This window comes from Castellaniella denitrificans (assembly GCF_042653765.1).
Lineage (GTDB): Bacteria > Pseudomonadota > Gammaproteobacteria > Burkholderiales > Burkholderiaceae_B > Castellaniella > Castellaniella denitrificans.
Genome location: NZ_JBHSEZ010000014.1, coordinates 33,568 through 51,887, shown reverse-complemented (window position 1 = coordinate 51,887; position 18,320 = coordinate 33,568). Strand labels below are relative to the sequence as shown.

General features: G+C 66.4%; 16 protein-coding genes. 14 read left to right on the top strand and 2 right to left on the bottom strand.

Translation table 11 applies throughout. The features are described from left to right. Positions 1–48: 48 nt before the first annotated feature. The 14 genes from ACFO27_RS11805 to ACFO27_RS11740 all read left to right on the top strand — a co-directional run bounded on the left by ACFO27_RS11805 (position 49) and on the right by ACFO27_RS11740 (position 16,341). Positions 49–2,943 (top strand): HD domain-containing phosphohydrolase, encoded by a 2,895-nt coding sequence (locus tag ACFO27_RS11805; RefSeq protein WP_376817501.1) that lies wholly within the window; start codon positions 49–51, stop codon positions 2,941–2,943. Further along, on the top strand, positions 2,940–3,524 hold the full coding sequence (locus tag ACFO27_RS11800; RefSeq protein WP_376817500.1) for a putative pterin-binding protein: 585 nt from the start codon (positions 2,940–2,942) through the stop codon (positions 3,522–3,524). The genes ACFO27_RS11805 and ACFO27_RS11800 overlap by 4 nt, the downstream gene beginning before the upstream one ends. 124 nt (positions 3,525–3,648) lie before the next feature. Further along, positions 3,649–4,458 carry an NTP transferase domain-containing protein gene (locus ACFO27_RS11795; protein WP_376817499.1) on the top strand — a complete coding sequence of 270 codons (810 nt, stop codon included), beginning with the start codon at positions 3,649–3,651 and terminating at the stop codon, positions 4,456–4,458. Positions 4,459–4,503: 45 nt separating this feature from the next. Continuing rightward, positions 4,504–4,887: a ParB N-terminal domain-containing protein gene (locus ACFO27_RS11790; protein ID WP_376817498.1), complete on the top strand. Its 384-nt coding sequence runs from the start codon at positions 4,504–4,506 to the stop codon at positions 4,885–4,887. Continuing rightward, the gene (locus ACFO27_RS11785) at positions 4,884–5,555 is read left to right on the top strand and encodes a phosphocholine cytidylyltransferase family protein (RefSeq protein WP_376817497.1); all 672 of its coding nucleotides are present in this window, start codon (positions 4,884–4,886) and stop codon (positions 5,553–5,555) included. The genes ACFO27_RS11790 and ACFO27_RS11785 overlap by 4 nt, the downstream gene beginning before the upstream one ends. Further along, positions 5,552–6,811, top strand: a complete 1,260-nt coding sequence (locus ACFO27_RS11780; protein WP_376817496.1) for a DUF711 family protein — start codon at positions 5,552–5,554, stop codon at positions 6,809–6,811. Before ACFO27_RS11785 ends, ACFO27_RS11780 begins: the two co-directional genes overlap by 4 nt. Further along, entirely contained in the window at positions 6,808–7,509 is a 702-nt protein-coding gene (locus ACFO27_RS11775; RefSeq protein ID WP_276807938.1) for a class I SAM-dependent methyltransferase, read from the top strand. The genes ACFO27_RS11780 and ACFO27_RS11775 overlap by 4 nt, the downstream gene beginning before the upstream one ends. After that, a complete protein-coding gene (locus ACFO27_RS11770; RefSeq protein ID WP_376817495.1) occupies positions 7,509–8,291 on the top strand; it encodes an aspartate/glutamate racemase family protein in 783 nt (260 codons plus the stop codon). Before ACFO27_RS11775 ends, ACFO27_RS11770 begins: the two co-directional genes overlap by 1 nt. A 127-nt stretch (positions 8,292–8,418) precedes the next feature. Then, entirely contained in the window at positions 8,419–9,438 is a 1,020-nt protein-coding gene (locus ACFO27_RS11765; protein ID WP_376817494.1) for a hypothetical protein, read from the top strand. A 67-nt stretch (positions 9,439–9,505) separates the two neighbouring features. After that, positions 9,506–9,937, top strand: coding sequence for a hypothetical protein (locus ACFO27_RS11760; protein WP_376817493.1), 432 nt, complete (start codon positions 9,506–9,508; stop codon positions 9,935–9,937). Beyond that, a complete protein-coding gene (locus tag ACFO27_RS11755; RefSeq protein WP_376817492.1) occupies positions 9,934–10,332 on the top strand; it encodes a sugar 3,4-ketoisomerase in 399 nt (132 codons plus the stop codon). The genes ACFO27_RS11760 and ACFO27_RS11755 overlap by 4 nt, the downstream gene beginning before the upstream one ends. Next, on the top strand, positions 10,332–10,793 hold the full coding sequence (locus ACFO27_RS11750; RefSeq protein WP_376817491.1) for an acyltransferase: 462 nt from the start codon (positions 10,332–10,334) through the stop codon (positions 10,791–10,793). The genes ACFO27_RS11755 and ACFO27_RS11750 overlap by 1 nt, the downstream gene beginning before the upstream one ends. Then, a complete protein-coding gene (locus tag ACFO27_RS11745) occupies positions 10,790–11,914 on the top strand; it encodes a DegT/DnrJ/EryC1/StrS family aminotransferase (RefSeq protein WP_376817490.1) in 1,125 nt (374 codons plus the stop codon). The genes ACFO27_RS11750 and ACFO27_RS11745 overlap by 4 nt, the downstream gene beginning before the upstream one ends. 44 nt (positions 11,915–11,958) lie before the next feature. Beyond that, positions 11,959–16,341: a glycosyltransferase gene (locus ACFO27_RS11740; protein WP_376817489.1), complete on the top strand. Its 4,383-nt coding sequence runs from the start codon at positions 11,959–11,961 to the stop codon at positions 16,339–16,341. A gap of 27 nt (positions 16,342–16,368) precedes the next feature. On the opposite strand, the gene ACFO27_RS11735 is transcribed toward ACFO27_RS11740, so the two are convergent. Both ACFO27_RS11735 and ACFO27_RS11730 read right to left on the bottom strand, forming a co-directional pair. After that, positions 16,369–17,376 (bottom strand): glycosyltransferase family 9 protein, encoded by a 1,008-nt coding sequence (locus ACFO27_RS11735; RefSeq protein ID WP_376817488.1) that lies wholly within the window; start codon positions 17,374–17,376, stop codon positions 16,369–16,371. Positions 17,377–17,485: 109 nt separating this feature from the next. Beyond that, on the bottom strand, positions 17,486–18,320 hold an 835-nt coding region (locus ACFO27_RS11730), incomplete at its 5' end, for a flagellin N-terminal helical domain-containing protein (protein WP_376817487.1).

The window sequence follows — 18,320 nt, the reverse complement described above, 5'->3', positions numbered from 1 at the left end:
CAACGACATTCCGAAAAAATCTTCTCCTGACGACCCATGGAGAGATCCATGCCACAAGCACCTCGCGTGACGCGCGCATGGCCGATCAGGTTCGTCATCGCCGGCATCGCGGTCGCGGCGATGGCGCTCGTCGCCGTGGCGTTGATCGCGCTCAGCTGGTATGGCTCTCGGGCCATCCTGCTGGACATGGCCGCGATGGCGGCGCGCGACACGAGCCAGATCGTGGCCGAGCGGGCGCGCCGCATCGTCGAGCCGGGCTCGGCCTCGTTGCGCATCCTGGCATTCGATCCGGTGATCGATGCGAAACGGCTCGAAGACCGGCTGGCGCGGCGCAGTGTCCTGGCGGCCGAACTCACCGAGAATCCCCTGGTGTCGGCCATCCACATCGGCTATGAGAACGGCGACTTCCTGCTGATGCGGGCGCTGGACCGGCGCGACATCCGCGAGCAATTCCAGGCGCCGCCCCAGGCCAACTATCTCGTGCAGTCGGTGACGCTCGGCGAGGACGGCGAGCGCCACGGACTGTTCCTGTTCTACGATGCCAGGCACGACCTGGTGCTGCGCCGGCCCGAGCCCGATTACCGGTTCGACCCGCGCGAGCGGCCCTGGTACATCGGCGCGATGGATACGGTGTCCACCGTCACCTCCAGGCCCTATGTCTTCTTCTCGACCCGCCAGGTGGGCATCACGCTCTCCCGCCTGGCTCACTCGGGGCGGGCCGTCGTGGCGGTGGACGTGACGCTGGAGGACCTGGGCGAGGCGCTGGGCAGCCTGCGCATGACGCCCGGCGCCGAACTGGCGTTGGTGGATGAGGATGGCGCGGTGATCGGCTACCGCGACATGGAGGCGCTGCTGACACGCCGGAACGCCTGGGACGATTTCGACGTGCGCACGCTGGATACACTGGGCGTCGGCGCGCTGACGCGCCTGCGGCAGGTCGCCGCCGCCGACGGCCGGGTCGTCTCCTACGAGTCCGGCGGACGCGAGTGGATCGGGGTGGCGTTGCCCTTCGATGGCATCGACGGCGTGGACATGCGGCTGCTGAGCGCCGCGCCCGTCGACGAGCTGCTGGGCGTGCTGGCGCTCAACCGCACCCGCATGATCCTGATATCGGTCGCGCTGATCCTGCTGTTCCTGCCGCTCGGCTGGCTGGTCGGCAGTGCCGTGGGGCGCGCGCTGGAGGGGATCGCGGCGCAGGCGCTGCGCATGTCGCGGTTCAACTTCCGCCGCCGGAAGGAACGGTCCGCCTCGGCGCTGCGCGAGGTGGAGGCGCTCAACGGCGTGATGGACAAGGTCGCGGGCTCGATGGAATCGCTGCTCGACATCAGCCGGGTGCTGGGTTCCGAGCCCCGGATCGAGACCATGCTCGCGCAGGTGCTGGAAAAATTCGTCCATGCCACGCGCTGCAAGGGCGGCGCCGTGTATCTGTCCGACCGCGAGCGCAGCCGCCTGGCCCGCGTGGCCGCGTTCGGGGAGCAGGACGCGCTGCCCGATTCGATGGATGCGCACGAGGGCGACGCGGCGCTGGCTGGCGGCGGGGGCCAGGATCAGGGCAGGCATCACCGCCGCGTCGTTTTCGCATTGCGCGGCCGCGACAGCCAGTCGCAGGGACTGCTCATGCTGATCCTCGACGAGGACCGGGACCATGCGGCGCCCGCGTTCCTGGCCTTCGCCGAGCGCCTGACCGGCATGCTGGCCGTGGCCATCGAGACGCGCCAGCTCATCGAGGCGCAGCGCCGGCTGTTCGAATCCATCACCCACATCCTGGCCGACGCCATCGACGCCAAGAGCCCCTACACCGGCGGGCACTGCGAACGGGTGCCGAAACTGGCCATCCTGCTGGCCGACCGCATGGAGGCCGAGGCCAGCGGCCCGTACGCCGATTTCCGGCTCGACGAGGACGAGCGCGAAGCGTTCCGCCTCGCGGCCTGGCTGCACGATTGCGGCAAGGTGACGAGCGCCGAGCACATCATGGACAAGGCCACCAAGCTGGAAGTCATCTATAACCGCATCCATGAGATCCGCATGCGCTTCGAAGCGCTCTGGCGCGACGCCGAGATCGACTGCCTGCGGGCCCGCCTGGACGGCGAAGACGCGCACGCTGCCGAATCCCGGCGCGATGCGTGTCAGGTGCAACTGCGCGAAGACTTCCGTTTCGTCGCGCAATGCAATATCGGCGGCGAATTCCTGTCCGACGGCGCCATCGAGCGCCTGCGCGCCATCGGCGCGCAGACCTGGCGGCGCCATTTCGACGATACGCTGGGCCTGGACGCGCAGGAGGGCGCGCGGCTCGCCGGCAGCCGCCCCGCGCCGCCCTCGCTGCCCGCCACCGAGCGCCTGCTGGCCGACCAGTCTCATCACGTCGTGCCCTGGGACGATGCGCGGCGGCCCGCCGTGGAGCGCGGCGATCCGCGCAACATCTGGGGGTTCGACATGACGCTGCCCGAACACCGGCGAAACATGGGCGAACTGCACAACCTGGCCATCCAGCGCGGCACGCTGACCGACGAGGACCGCTTCGCCATCAACGACCATATCGTGCAGACGCTCATCATGCTCAAAAGCCTGCCCTGGCCGCCCCATCTGGAGCGGGTACCCGACATCGCGGCCAATCACCATGAACGCATGGACGGCAACGGCTATCCGCGGCGCCTGCGCGGCGAGCAACTGGACACCACCGAGCGGATCATGGCGCTGGCGGACGTGTTCGAGGCCCTCACGGCGGCCGACCGGCCCTACAAGCCGCCCAAGTCCCTGTCCGAATCGCTGGGCATCATGGCCACCATGTGCCGGGGCGGGCATCTGGACCCCGAGCTGTTTCAGTATTTCCTGCGCAGCCGGGTGTGGCTGGACTATGCGCGGACCTTCATGCGTCCGGAGCAGATCGACGACGTGGATGCCGAGGCGCTCGCGCGCGCCGCGCGGGCGGAGGAATCGGCATGAACGCCTTCCCGCGCCGCAAGCCGCAAGCCCTGCGCGGGCGCCGCCATCGCCGGGTGGACGGCCGGCGCCTGGTATTGCTGGGTGGGCTTTACCTCGTCTTGCTTGCGGCCGTGGCGGTCCTGGTCGCGGCCTTCATCCACCCACGGGAAATCGCGGTGCACGCGCAATCGGAATCCCCCGGCAAGATCGTGCTGACGGTGGAGAGCCAGGGCCGCCGGACGCGTTTCGACATGCGCGCACTGGAGGCGCTGCCGCAACGGACCTACAAGGTGACCACCCCCTGGTATCTGCGCCCCGTGTCGTTCCAGGGGCCGCTGCTGCGCGACGTGCTGGCCGCCGCGGGCGCCCACGGCACCCACATCGAAGCCGTCGCGGTCAACGACTACACCGCCGACATTCCCTTCGAACATGCCGAGGCGTACGACGTGATCATCGCGCTGCGCATGGACGGCAAGCCCATGTCCCCGCGCGACAAGGGGCCGCTGTTCGTGGTGTATCCCTATGACCGGCTGCCGCTGGGGATGCGCGAGAAGTCTTTCGACCTGTCGGTCTGGCAGCTGGATGGGTTGAGGGTGAGGTGAGGGAAATACGTCTAGCGCTGCCGCCAATTCCCCTCTTTTCCCGCCATTGCCCGCCTTTGTCTCCTGCTATTCTTCCTCACTAGGAAAAAACAGGCTCTATCGGCCTGGGTATGGAGAGCTGGCCGTGCAGAATCATGAGGTCGATGGCCCACAGGCAACTCCCTCGGTCATTCTATTGGCCGCGGGGCGGGGCAGCCGCATGGGCTCGTCGACCGAGCGGATCCCCAAGGCGCTGCTGGAAGTCGGCGGAAGGCCTGTCCTCGATTGGATCCTGGATGCGATCCTTGCCAGGACGACCGGAGAGATCGTAGTGGTCCTGGGCCATGGCGCGCAGTTGCTGTCCGGGCACCTGGCGGCCCGGTACGGCGATCGGGTGCGCACGGCGGTCAATGCCCGTTACCGCGAGGACGTCAACATCCTGTCGGTCGAGCTCGGGGTCCGGGCGCTGGCTCATCCCGAGCGGGGCTACCTGGTCGTGGAAACCGACCTGCTGGTCGATGATCGCGTCTGGGATCTGGTGTTCGAACGGATGCGGGTATCATCCGATTCGTTCTGGGTGTGTCGCGGCGCGTATGCCCCCGGGTTGACGGGCGGGATCGTTCGCACGCGCGTTGGCGATGCCATCGATGCCATCGACTACCAGCCCGTGTACCGGCCCGAATTCGAAGGGTGGCGCAAGATGCTCGGCATGCTGTATGTCGGCCCGGGCGAAGTCGACTGCGATCGGCGGTTCCGCCAGGCGATGCTCGACGACGTGGGGCAGTACTACATGCGCCCATGGATCGTCCATTTGGGAGATCTGCCTTGCCGGGCATTGCAGGTGGATGAGGGATTCGCGGCGTCGTTCAATACGCCTGCCGAACTCGATGCCGCGGCCCGGGCATTCCTGGCGCAGGCCGGTGCCGACGGCGCATGGGCGCATCACGAGAGATAGTCTTTCAATTACAGTCGGTTATCCATGAGTACAGAGAATTCGGCCTTGATCGTTCGTGTCCCGGTGGAGCGCTTGAGGCACATCGAGGGGTTCAGCAGAAAACGGGTTCAGGGCCTGGTCGACAAGATCCGATCCGAAGGGGTCTGGATCAAGCCGCTGGCGCTGGACGATGCGCATGACCTGGTGCTGGACGGCCAGCATCGCATGGAAGTCGCCCGGATGCTGGGGCTGAAGTGGGTTCCGGCGGTGCGCTACCGCTACGCCGACGTCGAACTCTGGAGCCTGCGTCCGAACCATGCGTTCGATTGGCGCGAGGTGACCCGGCGCGCGCTGGCCGAGGATCCTTATCCCTACAAGACCGTCAAGCACCGGTTTCCCGACGGCGGCCTGCCTGCCTGCCGTTTTCCCTTGGCGGAGCTGTTCGAATGAGTGCGGTGGAGCGTGTCATCATCCTGGCGGCCGGCAAGAGCCTGCAGCTCGACGGGATCAGCAAGATCCTGATCCGGCACCCGGCCGACGGCCGGACGATCCTGGATTGGGCCATCGAGGCCTTTGCGGGCAAGCGCATTATCGTCGTCGTGGGTTTCAGGGCGATCCAGATCATGCAGGCTTATCCCGATCTGGACTATATCCACAATCCCGAATGGGCACTGACCAACAATGCCATGAGCCTGGGACTGGCCCTGACCGAGGAGCCCGCCTATGTGGTTTCGGGCGATATCTTCATCGAGCGGCGCCTGATCGAGCGCCTGGACCGGGACGTCCCTGATCTGGTGCTGACTTCCCGGCGCGAAAAGCGCAGCCTGTCGGCCGTGCACTGCGTGCTCGATGACGCGGGCCGCGTGATCGAACCCTACCAGGGGCCGGTACGCGACATGGCGCATCCGGAGTCGGTCGGACTGTTCAAGGTCTCCTCTCCCGAGGTGCTGCGGCAGTGGCGCAGGCGCTGCATCGAACATTCGAACCTGTTCGCGGGCCAGTTGCTGCCCTGCAGTCCGCCTTGCGTGCAATCCGTGCCCTTGGAGGACGAACTGTTCTTCGAGGTCAATACGCCCACGGACTACATGGAACTCATCCGGAGCCGCGCGCGGTCATGATTCGTTCCCTGACGATGGGTGTGCCCATCTATTCCCGTTCGAAGCAGGCGCTGGCCCGCCAATTGGAGGCCTTCGGCGGCCACTTGGCCCGTCTGGGGCAGGAGCTTGGCATCCAGACGCGCACGGTGCGGCTGACCCTGCCCGTGGCTCCTTCCGGTGGAGAAGGCCACCAGCCCGGCGCCTTGTCCTCGGTCATGGATGGCGTGCGGGATCTCGCCGACGTGCTGGGCGCGCGCTGGTATTGCCTGCCGTTGGACTTGCTGCGGCCGGGCGCGCATGGCGCCGTGCTCGATGAGGCGCAGACTCTGGTACTGCGGGATTCGCGCCTGTTCGTCAACCTGATCGCGGCCGATCCGGATGTCATTTCGATCGAAGGGGCGCATAGCGCCAGCCGTTTCATCCTGAGCCTGGCCCGGCGGGGCAATACCGGAATCGACAATTTCAGAGTGGGCGTATCGGCCGCCTGCCCGGCGGGCACGCCCTTTTTCCCGTTTTCGCGCCACGAGGGGGATGAGCCCGGGTTCAGCCTCGCGCTGGAGACCGCGTCGCTGGCGCTGCAATGCGCCGAGCGCGCCCGGGCGGAACAGGGCTCGTTGCTGGAATTCCAGGAGCGGCTGATCGAGGCCTTGGCCGCCGAGATGCGCCGTGTGGATGCCTTCGGACGGGTACTGGAGGAAGCGTCGGGGGTCGAGTACCGGGGCCTGGATGGTTCGCTGGCGCCTTTCCCCGACGGCGTGACCTCCATCGGCCGCCTGGTCGAATTGCTGGGGCCTTCGCCCGTGGGCGCCCATGGCACGATCTTCATCACCAGCGTGCTCTCGGATGCGATCAAGACCGCGTGCGTCCGGGCGCAGGCCAGGACCGTGGGGTTCAACGGGGTGATGTACTCCCTGTTGGAGGACAACGGCCTGGCCGGCGCGAACAACCTGCGGGCGGTGACGATCGAGAAGCTGGCGGTGTTTTCGACGGTGTGCGGGTGCGGCATCGACATGGTGCCGGTGCCCGGCACCATGTTCGCCGAGGATCTGGCCGGCCTGGTGCTGGATATTTCCGCGCTGGCGGTGCGGCTGCGCAAGCCCCTGGGCGTGCGGGTCTTGCCGATTCCGACGCGGACGGTCAATGAGATGACCCAGTTGAATCTGGATTTCCTGTGCGACAGCCGGGTGATGGATGTGGGGATCAGCGCCTCCGCGCCGATGCTCTCGGGCGGCGCATGGCGCTATGCGGCCAATCGGGCCGAGTCGGAGAAAAAATGATTGATGCGGATAAGGTGAAGGCTTTCTGGGAAGGGCGGGCCGATGCCTATCGGAAAGTCGCGCTCGAGTCGGTGGCGAATCTGGAACAGGACGAAAACAACCTGCACCTGAAGATCAACGACGAGACCCGGAAGGTCTTCGACTGGCTGCCGCCCGTCGACGGGCTGGAGGTTCTGGATCTCGGTGCCGGTGTCGGCCAGTGGAGTTTCCGCTTCGCCGAGCGCAACGCCCGCCGCGTCCTGGCCGTCGAGTACGCGCAAGGGCTGGCGGAGATCGGCCGCAAGGAAGCGCGGGATCGGGGCCTGGAGCAGGTCGAATTCCACGTACAGGCGGCCGAGGCTTTCGAGGCGGATGCGCCGTTCGACCTGGTGCTCATCTCGGGCCTGTGCGTCTACCTGAACGATGACCAGCTGGCCCGGCTGCTGGCCCACGTACCGGGGTTCCTGCGTCCCGGCGCCTTGCTGATGCTGCGCGACGGCATGGGCGTGGCGGGGCGCCATGAGATCAACGATCGGTTCTCCGAGCACTTGCAGGAACAGTATTCCGCCACTTATCGCACGCGGGACGACTATGTCCGGCAATTCGAGTCCGCGGGCCTGTCCCTGCTGCGCGACGAGAACATGTTCCCGGAAGGCCATCCCCTGAACAAATATCCGGAAACCCGGCTGCACCTGTTCCTGTTCGAACGGAAGCGCTGATGCCCCGGATCCAGCCGTTGAACCAGGAAGTCGATTGGCCTCGGGAGGAGGGGGCCATCGGCGTGGTGGGCGTGGCGCCCTGGGCGACGCTGGATTTCCTGCGCGCGCTCTACGATCTGGTGCCCGCGACCAAGGATTGGCATTACCCCCGCGTGCTGGCCGATATCAATACCAAGCTGCCCAGCCGGGGGCGCCACCTGGAACTGGGGGAGCGCAACCCCGCGCCCTACATCCGGGAGACCATCGAGGAACTGGCCGCCCAGGGAGCCGATTGCGCGGTCGTGCCGTGCAATACGGCGCACATCCTCTTCGATCAGTGGAGCAGCGGGACCTCGATCCCGGTGCTGAGCATCGTCGATTCGGTACTCGATGAACTGGTCGGGACGCAGGGGCCCGTGGCCGTGCTGGCCTCGGCCTCCATTGCGCGCTTCGGCCTGTACGAGCGGGCGCTGGAAGCCCGGGGGATGGCGTTCATGGGCCTGTCGCAGGCCCAGCAGTCCGTGGTGAACCAGGCGATCGCCGAGGTGAAGGTCGATGGCCGGGCCTCGGTGTCGTGCATGGAACGAGTCGAGAGCATGCTCGACGAATTTGCCGCCCGGGAAGCGGGCGGGATCGTGCTCGGATGCACGGAGCTGGCGGGGCTGCTGGCCGCCTGCAAGGCGCGTGTGCCAGTGGCCGTGGAGTCCAACGCGGCGCTGGCCCGGCGGGCATTGCAATTTGTCGGCCTGCCGCCGGGCGGTGCCGGATGCGGCTCGATGCCATCGGGAACTATCGAGGAATGAAATCTTGAAGCCACGCAACAAGCTCCCCCGGCGCCTGGTCATTTTGTATCAAATGCCCGAGTCCTGGCTGAACGTGCATTCGATCTGGGAAGCGGCGTCGGCGGATTCCGCCTGGGAAGCCCGGGTCGTGGTGCTGCCGTTCCTCCACAAGGATTACGACTGGAAGCGCGAGAAATCCAAGGATCACCTGGACGGCCTGGGTGTCGCGCATGAATTCTGGGACGCCTTCGACCTGCGGGCGGCGGCCGGCGCGGTGTTCCTGTTCACGTCGCCCTACGATTCCACGCGCCCGCCGGAATATCATTTCGAGAATATCCGGCAACTGGCCGGGGCGACGGCGTACGTACCCTACGGGCTGGAAACGGGCGGCGGCGAAATCAATCATCTCTATCAGTACGGGCAACCCATTGCAAAGGGCGCTTCGGCCATTTTCGTCCGGGGGGCGGATGCCCGTGAAATGTATGCCAGGCATTGCCCGACGGGTGCCGGGCACGTCCTGGTGACGGGGCTGCCCAGGATGGACGGTTTTGCCGGCCTCGATCGCTTTCCCGTGGATCCCGGGCTGCGGCAGCAGATCGGCGATAGAAAAGCCGTCCTGTGGAATGCCCATTTCAGTTTCGACGCGGATCTGTGGTCGACCTTCGATCTTCTCGGAGAGGGGATTTTCGACGCTTTCGAAAGCCGGCCGGATCTGGCCCTGCTGTTCCGGCCCCATCCTCTGTTGTGGAAGCAACTGACCAACATGGGGATTCTGGATGAGGCCGGCGTGCGCGCGTTCAAGCGCGAGCTGGAGGAAAAGGGCGTCGTCGTCGACGAGCGGCCGGATCACCGGCACGCCTTCGCGGCCAGCGCCGCCATGCTGAGCGACGTGGGCTCCTTCTTGCTGGAATACCTGGTGACGGGAAAGCCCGTGCTGTACCTGGAAAACCGGGATGGCCTCGGCGTCAATGAAGTCGGGGAATCCTTGATATCCTTCTATGACAAGGCTTCAGACATGAACGCGGTGCGGGATTTCCTGGACCGGGTTTCCAGTGGCGACGATCCGGGAAGGCAGCGGCGGATCTCCGCGATCGATGGATTTTTCCCGCAGCTCGACGGGAAGGCTGGCCAGAGAGCCCTGCGGCATCTTGGCAGCCTGGTGCGGTAGGCCCGTTCCCGGGCGTGCCGGTGTCCGCCAGGAGCGATGAGAACCATGGCGATTGATTCAGTGGGGTATGGCCATCATGTCGATCCGGAGTGATCTGTTCCAGCAACTGACCTTGATTCGGGAGCGCCGGCGCGCGGGCCTGCCCGTCGACAAGCGGACGATGGCGGCGCTGAGGCCGGCTCCCGCATTGACGCTCGTCCTGGAAGGCGATGCACCCGAGAAGACGCGGAAGACCTTGCTCAGCCTGGATGCCCAGACATGCCGGAAATTCGAGGTCGTGCTCGTCGGCAGGGGGGGGGTGCGGCTCGAGGGGCTGATTCAGGACATCGGGTTGCCCGTCGCCTATCTGCACGTCGGCGACGCGGCGGGACGGGAGGCTTCGGCCGGGGATCTGGCCGCGCGCCTTGCCCGTGGAAGACGGATCGTCGGGATCGAGGCGGGCCGGGTCTATCCGCCCGGGCATTTCGCCGGCCTGATCGAGGGTGGAGCCGCGTCATGACGGGCCTGGTCGAATGGGTGGACTTTCCCCCCCTGGGCGACGAACGCGGTTCCCTCGTCGCCCTGGAGGGCCAGAAGACCGTCCCCTTCGCCATCCGGCGGGTCTATTACCTGTTCGGAACGAAAGAGGGGGTTTCCAGGGGATTCCACGCCCACCGGAACCTGCTGCAGGTCGCCGTCTGCGTGACCGGAAGCTGCCGCATGGTCCTGGACGATGGCCGGTCGCGCGAGGAAGCGGTGCTGGACTCCCCGACCAGGGGCCTGTTCATCCGGAACATGGTCTGGCGGGAAATGCATGACTTCACGCCGGATTGCGTCCTGCTCGTGCTGGCCAGCGAGCATTACGACGAAGCGGATTACATCCGCAACTATGACCTGTTCCTGGAGGCCGTCTGATGGAAGCCTTCATCCACGACCTGGCGGACGTCCAGGCGGACCGGATCGGCGAAGATACCCGAGTCTGGCAGTTCAGCGTGATCCTGCCCAGGGCGGTCATCGGACGGGATTGCAACGTGTGCGCCCATACCTTCATCGAGAACGACGTGGTCGTCGGGGATCGGGTCACGATCAAGTCAGGGGTCTATCTGTGGGACGGCACCCGCATCGAGGACGATGTGTTCATCGGGCCGAATGCAACGTTCACGAACGACCCGTTCCCCCGGTCCAGGCAGTATCCGGCCTCTTTCCCCCTTCTGCGCGTATGCCGGGGCGCCAGCATCGGCGCGCATGCGACGATCCTGCCCGGCTTGCGGATCGGAGAATTCGCCATGGTCGGCGCGGGGGCCGTCGTGACGGCGGACGTGCCCGACCGCGCGGTCGTCGTGGGCAATCCGGCCAGAATCATCCGGTATCTATGATGGACGTTCCTTTTCTCGACCTGAGGCTTCTCAATGCCGCGCATCGCGCCGAGCTGCTGGATCGGCTGGCGCGGGTCGTCGATTCCGGCTGGTACATCCAGGGCGCCGAGCTTGCCGCGTTCGAGGACGAGTTCGCGCGGTATTGCGGCGTTCCACAGGCGGTCGGCGCGGCCAACGGCCTGGATGCCCTGTGGCTGGTGCTCGAGGCCTGGAAGCGCCAGGGGCGGCTGCGGCCCGGCGATGAGGTCATCGTGCCAGCCAACACCTATATCGCGACGATCCTGGCCGTCTTGCGCGCCGGCCTGGAGCCCGTGCTCGTCGAACCCGACCCGTTGACGTGCAATCTGGACCCCGCGGCCGCCGCGCGGGCCGTCACGCCCCGTACCCGGGTCGTCCTGCCCGTCCATCTCTATGGCCGGCTGGCGGACATGCCGGGAATCTGCGCCTTGGCGGCGGCGCATGGCCTGCTGGTCCTGGAAGACGCGGCGCAAGCGCATGGCGCGTGCCTGGACGGCCGCAAGGCCGGGGCCTGGGGCGACGCGGCGGCATTCAGCTTCTATCCGGGGAAGAATCTCGGCGCGCTCGGCGATGGCGGCGCGGTGACGGCCAAGGATGCGGAAACCGCCCGCATCGTGCGCGCCCTGGGCAACTATGGGTCGCACGAAAAGTACGTGCATGAAATGGAAGGCGTCAACAGCCGCCTGGATGAAATGCAGGCGGCCGTGCTGCGCGTCAAGCTGCCGCACCTGGATCGGGAGACCGCCGCGCGCCGGCGCATCGTCGCGGCGTACCTGGCGGGCATCCGGCATCCGTCGATCCGGCTGCCGGACACGGCCGGCCTTCCTCCCGCCGATTGCCCATGGCATGCATGGCATCTGTTCGTCGTCCGCTGCGAGCGGCGCGATGCCTTGCGCCAGTGGCTGGAGCGGCAGGGCGTCCGGACGCTGATCCACTATCCGACGCCTCCCCACCGCCAGCAGGCGTTGAAGGGGCGGTTTGACGCGTCTCTTCCCATCACGGATCGGATTCACCGATCGGTGCTGAGTCTGCCCCTGTGGCCCGGCATGACGGACGAGCAGATCGGGCACGTGATTTCCGCATGCAATGCCTTTGACCTCTGACGGCAAGCGTCGATGAGGCTGTGAGCCAAGGACTTCCTGTCTACATGAACAGCACCCACCAGAATCAGCCTGTCGACGTGACCGTCGCGGTCATGTCCTACAACAATGCCCGCTTCATCGGGCAGACGATCGATTCCATTCTCGCCCAGGAAGGCACGGCCTTCGAACTACGGGTGTTCGACGATTGTTCGACCGATGATTCCGTCCGGGTGCTGGAACGCTATGCGGACGATCCCCGTTTCCACTACGAAGTCAATGAGCGGAACCTGGGGCTGAACGGCAACTACAACCGGTGCCTGCGCGCCGGCCGGGGCCGCTACGTCGTCGTCCTCGGGTCGGACGACATCCTGTATCCCGATCATTTGCGCTCCCTGTGCGCGGCCATGGATGCGGCGCCTCGGGCCATGCTGGGCTACGTCCAGTGCAATTGGATCGACGAGTCGGGCAACCTGATCCGCCATGCCGTGCATCCGGGCCATCGTGACGCGTCCTATGCCGGCGGGCGCAATGAGATCGCCGGCCTGCTGAGCCACGACAATTACATTACGCCTTCGGCGGCCATGCTGCGCCGCTCGATGCTCGATACGGTGGCCCTGCCGGACGGGACACTGGCACGGGATCACTTGCTGGCCCAGGACTGGGATCTTTGGCTCCGGGTGGCCGGCCGCCATCCCGATTTCGTGTTCTTGCGCCAGGCGACGGTCGGCTACCGCATCCATGGCGGGCAGGTATCGCAGAAGTTCTATGCCGATGCGCGGCCCTTGCGCGAGCATGCGGAAATCCTGGAGCGCTGCCTCGACGACGAAGCGATCGCGCCGTGCATGCGGCCGGCCGCCCTGGATATCTGGCGCTTGTATCAAAATCGCCTGAACGCCTATCCGGAGGCCGATCGGAAGGTGTTTGCCGAGCGGACGGAGCGCATCCGCGCGCGGCTGTTCGGCCCCTTGGCCGGCCCGGCCCCCGCCGGCGGACCGTTGTTCTCCGTCATCGTCACGACCTATGACCGGCCCGGCCTGCTGCGCGATGCGCTGGCCAGCCTGGAGGCGCAGACCTGCCGTGATTTCGAGGTCATCCTGGTGAATGATCACGGCGAGCCCGTGGAACACCTGCTCGAGGCCTGCAACCTGCCCCTGGTCTATCTCAACCAGCCGAGCAACCAGGGGCTTTCGGCCGCCCGGAACGCGGGCCTCAAGATCGCCCGCGGGCGCTACGTCGCCTACCTGGATGACGACGACATCTACCTGCCCGACCATTTGCGGCTGCTGGCGGAGGCTTTCGGCAAACACCCGGACTCCGTCGTCTACACCGATGTCGTCTACATCCAGGAGCAACTGGAAGATGGCCGGCGCATCGAACTGGGCAGGTCCTTTCCCACGGCCCATGACGCCTTCGACCGCGACAGGCTCTTCGTCCAGAACTACATTCCGGTCAATACCTGGGCGCATCCCCGTGCCGCCATCGGCCTGGTCGGCAACTTCGATACGGAGCTGACGGCGTTCGAGGACTGGGACATGCTGCTGCGCCTGGTGCAGCGCTATCCCGTGCACCGGATCGAGCGGATCACGGCGGAAGTCCACCAGCGTGTTTCCGGCGGGGGCGACCACATGCTGGCGCGGGAACAGGACAAGCTGCTGCCGCTCTACCGGAAACTCTATGCCCGCTACCCGGAAACGGAGAGCGATCGCGTGCAGGCGGGCCGCCAGGCCGTACTGGCGGCTTCGGCCCAGCAGGAAAAGCCCTGGGGCGTCACCGAATGGCTGGCCGAGCGCGCTCCCTCGGCATCCCGCGTCCTGGCGATCCAGGCCCTGCTGCAGGCGAACCCGGACGTGGGTACGCTGGGCGTGGCCGTGATCGTGCAGGACGGTGCGGATGTGCAGGCGCTGGCGGCCACGCTGGAAAGCCTGGGCGTGCAGCATCGGCCGGTGGATGGCGTCTGGCTCATCGGCCGCAACATCCCGGACGAGGCGGCCGGCAACGGGATCGAATTGCTGCGATCGGATGCGCATTGGACGAAGCAGTTATCGGATCGGATTGGCCAGGGCGGGGTGCCCGATTTCCTGTGGATCCTGCACGCGGGCGACCGGCTGGTCCCGCATGCCACGCTGGCGATGGGCGAGTATCGCCTGCGCAAGCCCGACCCCCTGGTCTGGTATGCCGACGAGGCCGTACTGAAGGCCGGCGCGCCCGCCAATCCGATGCTGAGGCCCGACTTCAACGTCGATCTGCTGCGCAGCTATCCCTATGTCGGCCGGAATCTGGTGGTCAGCACGGCCGCCGTCCAGGCCGTCGGCGGCCTGGACGAGCGGGTGGCGGACATGGCGCTGATCGATCTGATCTGGCGCCTGGTCGAGCAGGTCGGCCCTCCCGTGGTGGCTCACGTTCCCGAGGTGCTGTCCCACAATGGCCGCAGCCTGATGGATTGGGTGCAGGGTGCGGAGGCGATGACCTGGTTCCCCGCCGTGACCCAGGCGCATTTCGTCCGCATGGGCCTGGAGGCCAGGATCGAGCCCGGGCTGGTGCCCGGCCTGCAGCGCATCGAGTACCCCCTGGCCGCGCAGCCGCTGGTCTCCGTCGTCATTCCCACGCGCGATCAGCTGACCGTCCTGCGGGCCTGCATCGAAGGGCTGATGGAGCGCACGGCCTATCCCCATTACGAGCTGCTGATCGTGGACAACGGCAGCGTCGAGCCGGACGCGGTGGCATTCCTGGCCGGCCTCGAAGGCATGGGAACGGACCGGGTCCGCGTCCTGCGCTGGCCCGGGGCGTTCGATTTCGCGGCCATGAACAATTTCGCCGTCTCCCAGGCGCGCGGAGACGCGCTGCTGTTCCTGAACAACGATGTCCAGTTTTCGCCGCGTACCCGGACGGACTGGCTGGAGCGCCTGCTGCGACATGCGCTGCGGCCCGAGGTGGGGATGGCCGGCTCGCGCCTGGATCTGCCCGATGGGGGCGTGGAGCAATGCGGCCTGGTGCTGGGCATGGACAACAGCGTCGGCGCCGCGTTCCGGGGCCTGCCTTCCGATCGGCAGGGCTACATGAGCCGCCTGATCGTCCAGCAGAACGTCAGCGCGCTCAGCGCGTCGTGCCTGATGATGCGGCGCGAGGTCTTTGACGAACTGGGAGGCTTCGATGCCGGATCCTTCCCGGTCTACTACGCGGACGCGGACCTGTGCATGAAGGCGACGCAGGCGGGGTATCTGCTGGCGCTGGAGCCGGATACGGGCCTGTTGCACATGGGCGGCGCGACCCGCCTGCTGACCGAAAAATTTGGCTTGAAATCCAGCCCCGACGACGAGCAGCGCGATCGCCTGTATCACCGGTGGCTGCCGCGGCTGGCGCGGGATCCGAACTACCATCCCGCCTTCGGCAAGCGGTCGCCGGGCTTCGACCTCAGCCCCGACGCTTCCCGGATCCAGGAACCGCTGCCGGGCAGGCCCTTGCCCGTGGTGCTGGCGGCCCATGCGGACTGGCAGGGTTGCGGCCACTATCGGATCCTGCATCCCTTCAGGGCCATGGCCGGCGAACTGCGCCTGGAAGGCGGGCTGAAGCATGGCGATTTCCATTTCACCGACGCGGCCCGCATCCAGCCGGATGTGATCGTGTTGCAGGGGGCGTGGCTGAACGAGGGGATCCTGACCCAGATCCGGCGCTATCGGGAGATCACGGGCGCCAAGGTCGTCCTGGAGTTCGACGATTACCTGCCCAACATCCCGACGCGCAGCATCTATCGCAAGAAACTGCCCCAGAGCGTGATCAAGAACATGCGCCGCGCGATCGAGCAGGTCGATTGGCTGGTCGTTTCCACGCCGGTGCTGGCCCAGGAATATGCCGATTACCACGGCGATATCCGCGTGGCCCTGAATGGCTTGCCCGTGGACCCCTGGCGCGACCTGTCCAGCCGGCGCCGTGCGGGACGGAAGATGCGCGTCGGCTGGGCCGGCGGCATCAGCCATACCGGCGACCTGGCGGAAATCCGCTCGGTGGTCCAGGATCTGCAGGACGAGGTCGAATGGGTCTTCATGGGTATGAAGCCCGACGGCGTGCAATGCGAATACCATCCGGGGGTCGCGATCGACCGGTATCCGGAAAAACTGGCCGGCCTGAACCTGGACCTGGCCGTGGTGCCGCTGGAACTCAACCAGTTCAATCGCTGCAAGAGCAACCTGCGCCTGCTCGAACTGGGCGCTTGCGGGGTGCCGGTGATCGCCACGGCGATCGAGCCGTATCGCTGCGACCTGCCCGTGACGCTCGTGCGCAACCGTCACCAGGACTGGGTGGAAGCCATCCGCGCGCATCTGGCCGACCCCGATGCCCTGGAGCGGAAGGGCGACGCATTGCGCGATGCGGTTCTGCGGCACTGGATGCTGGAAGGCGAGTTCCTGGACCAGTGGACCCGTGCCTGGGGCGTGGCGCCGGCGGCCGATTGAGCGCGGGAGAGGGATGCGCCGCGCGGCCTATCCGGCCAGTATCCGCCGGATGCCGGCCATCACGTCTTGCGCCGGCACATCCATGCAGGCGTAGTCCCGGCCGGCGGGACAGCCGCGTTGGCAGCAGTACTGGCAATCCTCCGTCCGGCCCATGGTGTGTTCCGCCCCCAGGATGGCCGGATGCATGGCGCCCGGCAGCATCAGGGAAGGGCAGCCGACCAGTTTGGCCAGCCATTGGGTCGAGGTCGCCACGGTCACCAGCAGGTCCGTCGCGGCCAGCCGCGCCAGGGTCGTGCGCATGGGCAGGCTGCCGTCGAATCCGGTCCAGACGTGGTAGCCCGCCTGGCGTAGGAGACTGGTCAGGTCATCCGCCTGTTTGTAGTGCTTGATGGCCGTAGTGCCGCGAAATGACGCGGCCACGATCGGGCGCCCCGCCGCGGCTTCCTGGAACGCCGCGTCCGGCTCGATGGGCAGGCGCGCGTCAATGCTGTCGCCCAGGCCGCAGCAATGGATCAGATAGTATTCCGGATAGTTGGCATGGGGCTGGGGTGTCAGCCACCAGGGCCGCAGCCAGTCTCTCATTCGAGGATAGCTGCTGGCCATGAAGGCCGTGCCGAAGTAATCCGCCGGCAGCTTTCCGGCGTGCAGCGCGGCGAAGAAGTCGCTCACCGGGCGGTCCAGGTGGTTGCCTTCCACGTTCAGCCCGATATCCATCAGGATCTGTGCCAGGAAGCAGGGCATGAACCAGGTATCCAGGCAGATGATCCGGTCGTAGCCGCGTGGAGCAATCACCTGGGCGATGTCCAGGAAACTTTGGGTCGCGGGGATCAGGTCGCGCGGCCATTGCTCCTGCGTGATGCCCAGCACGTCGCCGACTTCTTCGCACAGGGACATCAGTTCGATACCCGCCGCGTAGGTCAGCACGTCGATGGCTGCGTCCGGTTCTCGCTCGCGGACCAGCCGGACGGCGGGGATCAGGATGGAGGCGACGTCCCCCAGGCCCGCCAGGCGGGTGATCAGGATTCTACGGGCCATGGTGAAGTTGGTGCGTTGCGGTGCGAGAGCTCAAAAAAAACCGCCGGAAGTGATCCGGCGGCCGTGATGCGCGAGGCGGAACGAGTCCGCCCCGATGCCGTCTCGCGAATTAACGCAGCAGGGACAGCATGGTCTGCGGGACCTGGTTGGCCTGCGCCAGGACGGCGGTGCCGGCCTGCTGCAGGATCTGGGCCCGCGTCATGTTGGACACTTCCACCGCGTAGTCGGCGTCTTCGATGCGCGAGCGCGAAGCCGACAGGTTGGTGATGGTGTTGTTCAGGTTGGCGATGGTCGATTCGAAGCGGTTCTGGATCGCGCCCAGGTCGCTGCGCATCTTGTCGACGCTGTTGATGGCGGCGTCGATTTCCTTCAGCGCGCCGCCGCTGACGGTGGTCACACCGCCGGAGGTCACGAGCGACAGGCCGCCGGAGGTGATGGCGGAGGTGCCGCTCAGCAGCGTGTTGACTTGAGCGTCAGTGCCCGAGATCGTGATGGTTTCGTTGTCGTTGGCGCCGACCTGGATGGTGATGCCGGACGCGGCGGAACCGTTCAGGACCTTGGTGCCGTTGAACTGGGTCTGCTCGGCGACGCGCTGGATTTCGTCCAGGCGCTGCTTGATTTCGGCGTTGATCGAAGCCAGGTCGTCGGAGGAGTTCGTGCCGTTGTAGGCCTGGACCGTCAGCTCGCGAATACGTTGCAGGTTGTTATTGATTTCGTTCAGGGAGCCTTCCGTCGTTTGCGCCATCGAGATGCCGTCGTTGGCATTGCGGGCGGCTTGAGTCAGGCCCTTGATGTTGGCGGTGAAGCGGTTGGCGATGGCCTGGCCGGCGGCGTCGTCCTTGGCGCTGTTGATGCGCAGGCCCGAGGACAGGCGCTGGATTGCGGAGTTCAGGGAGGATTGGGACTTGTTCAGGTTGTTCTGGGAGACCAGAGCAAGGTAGTTG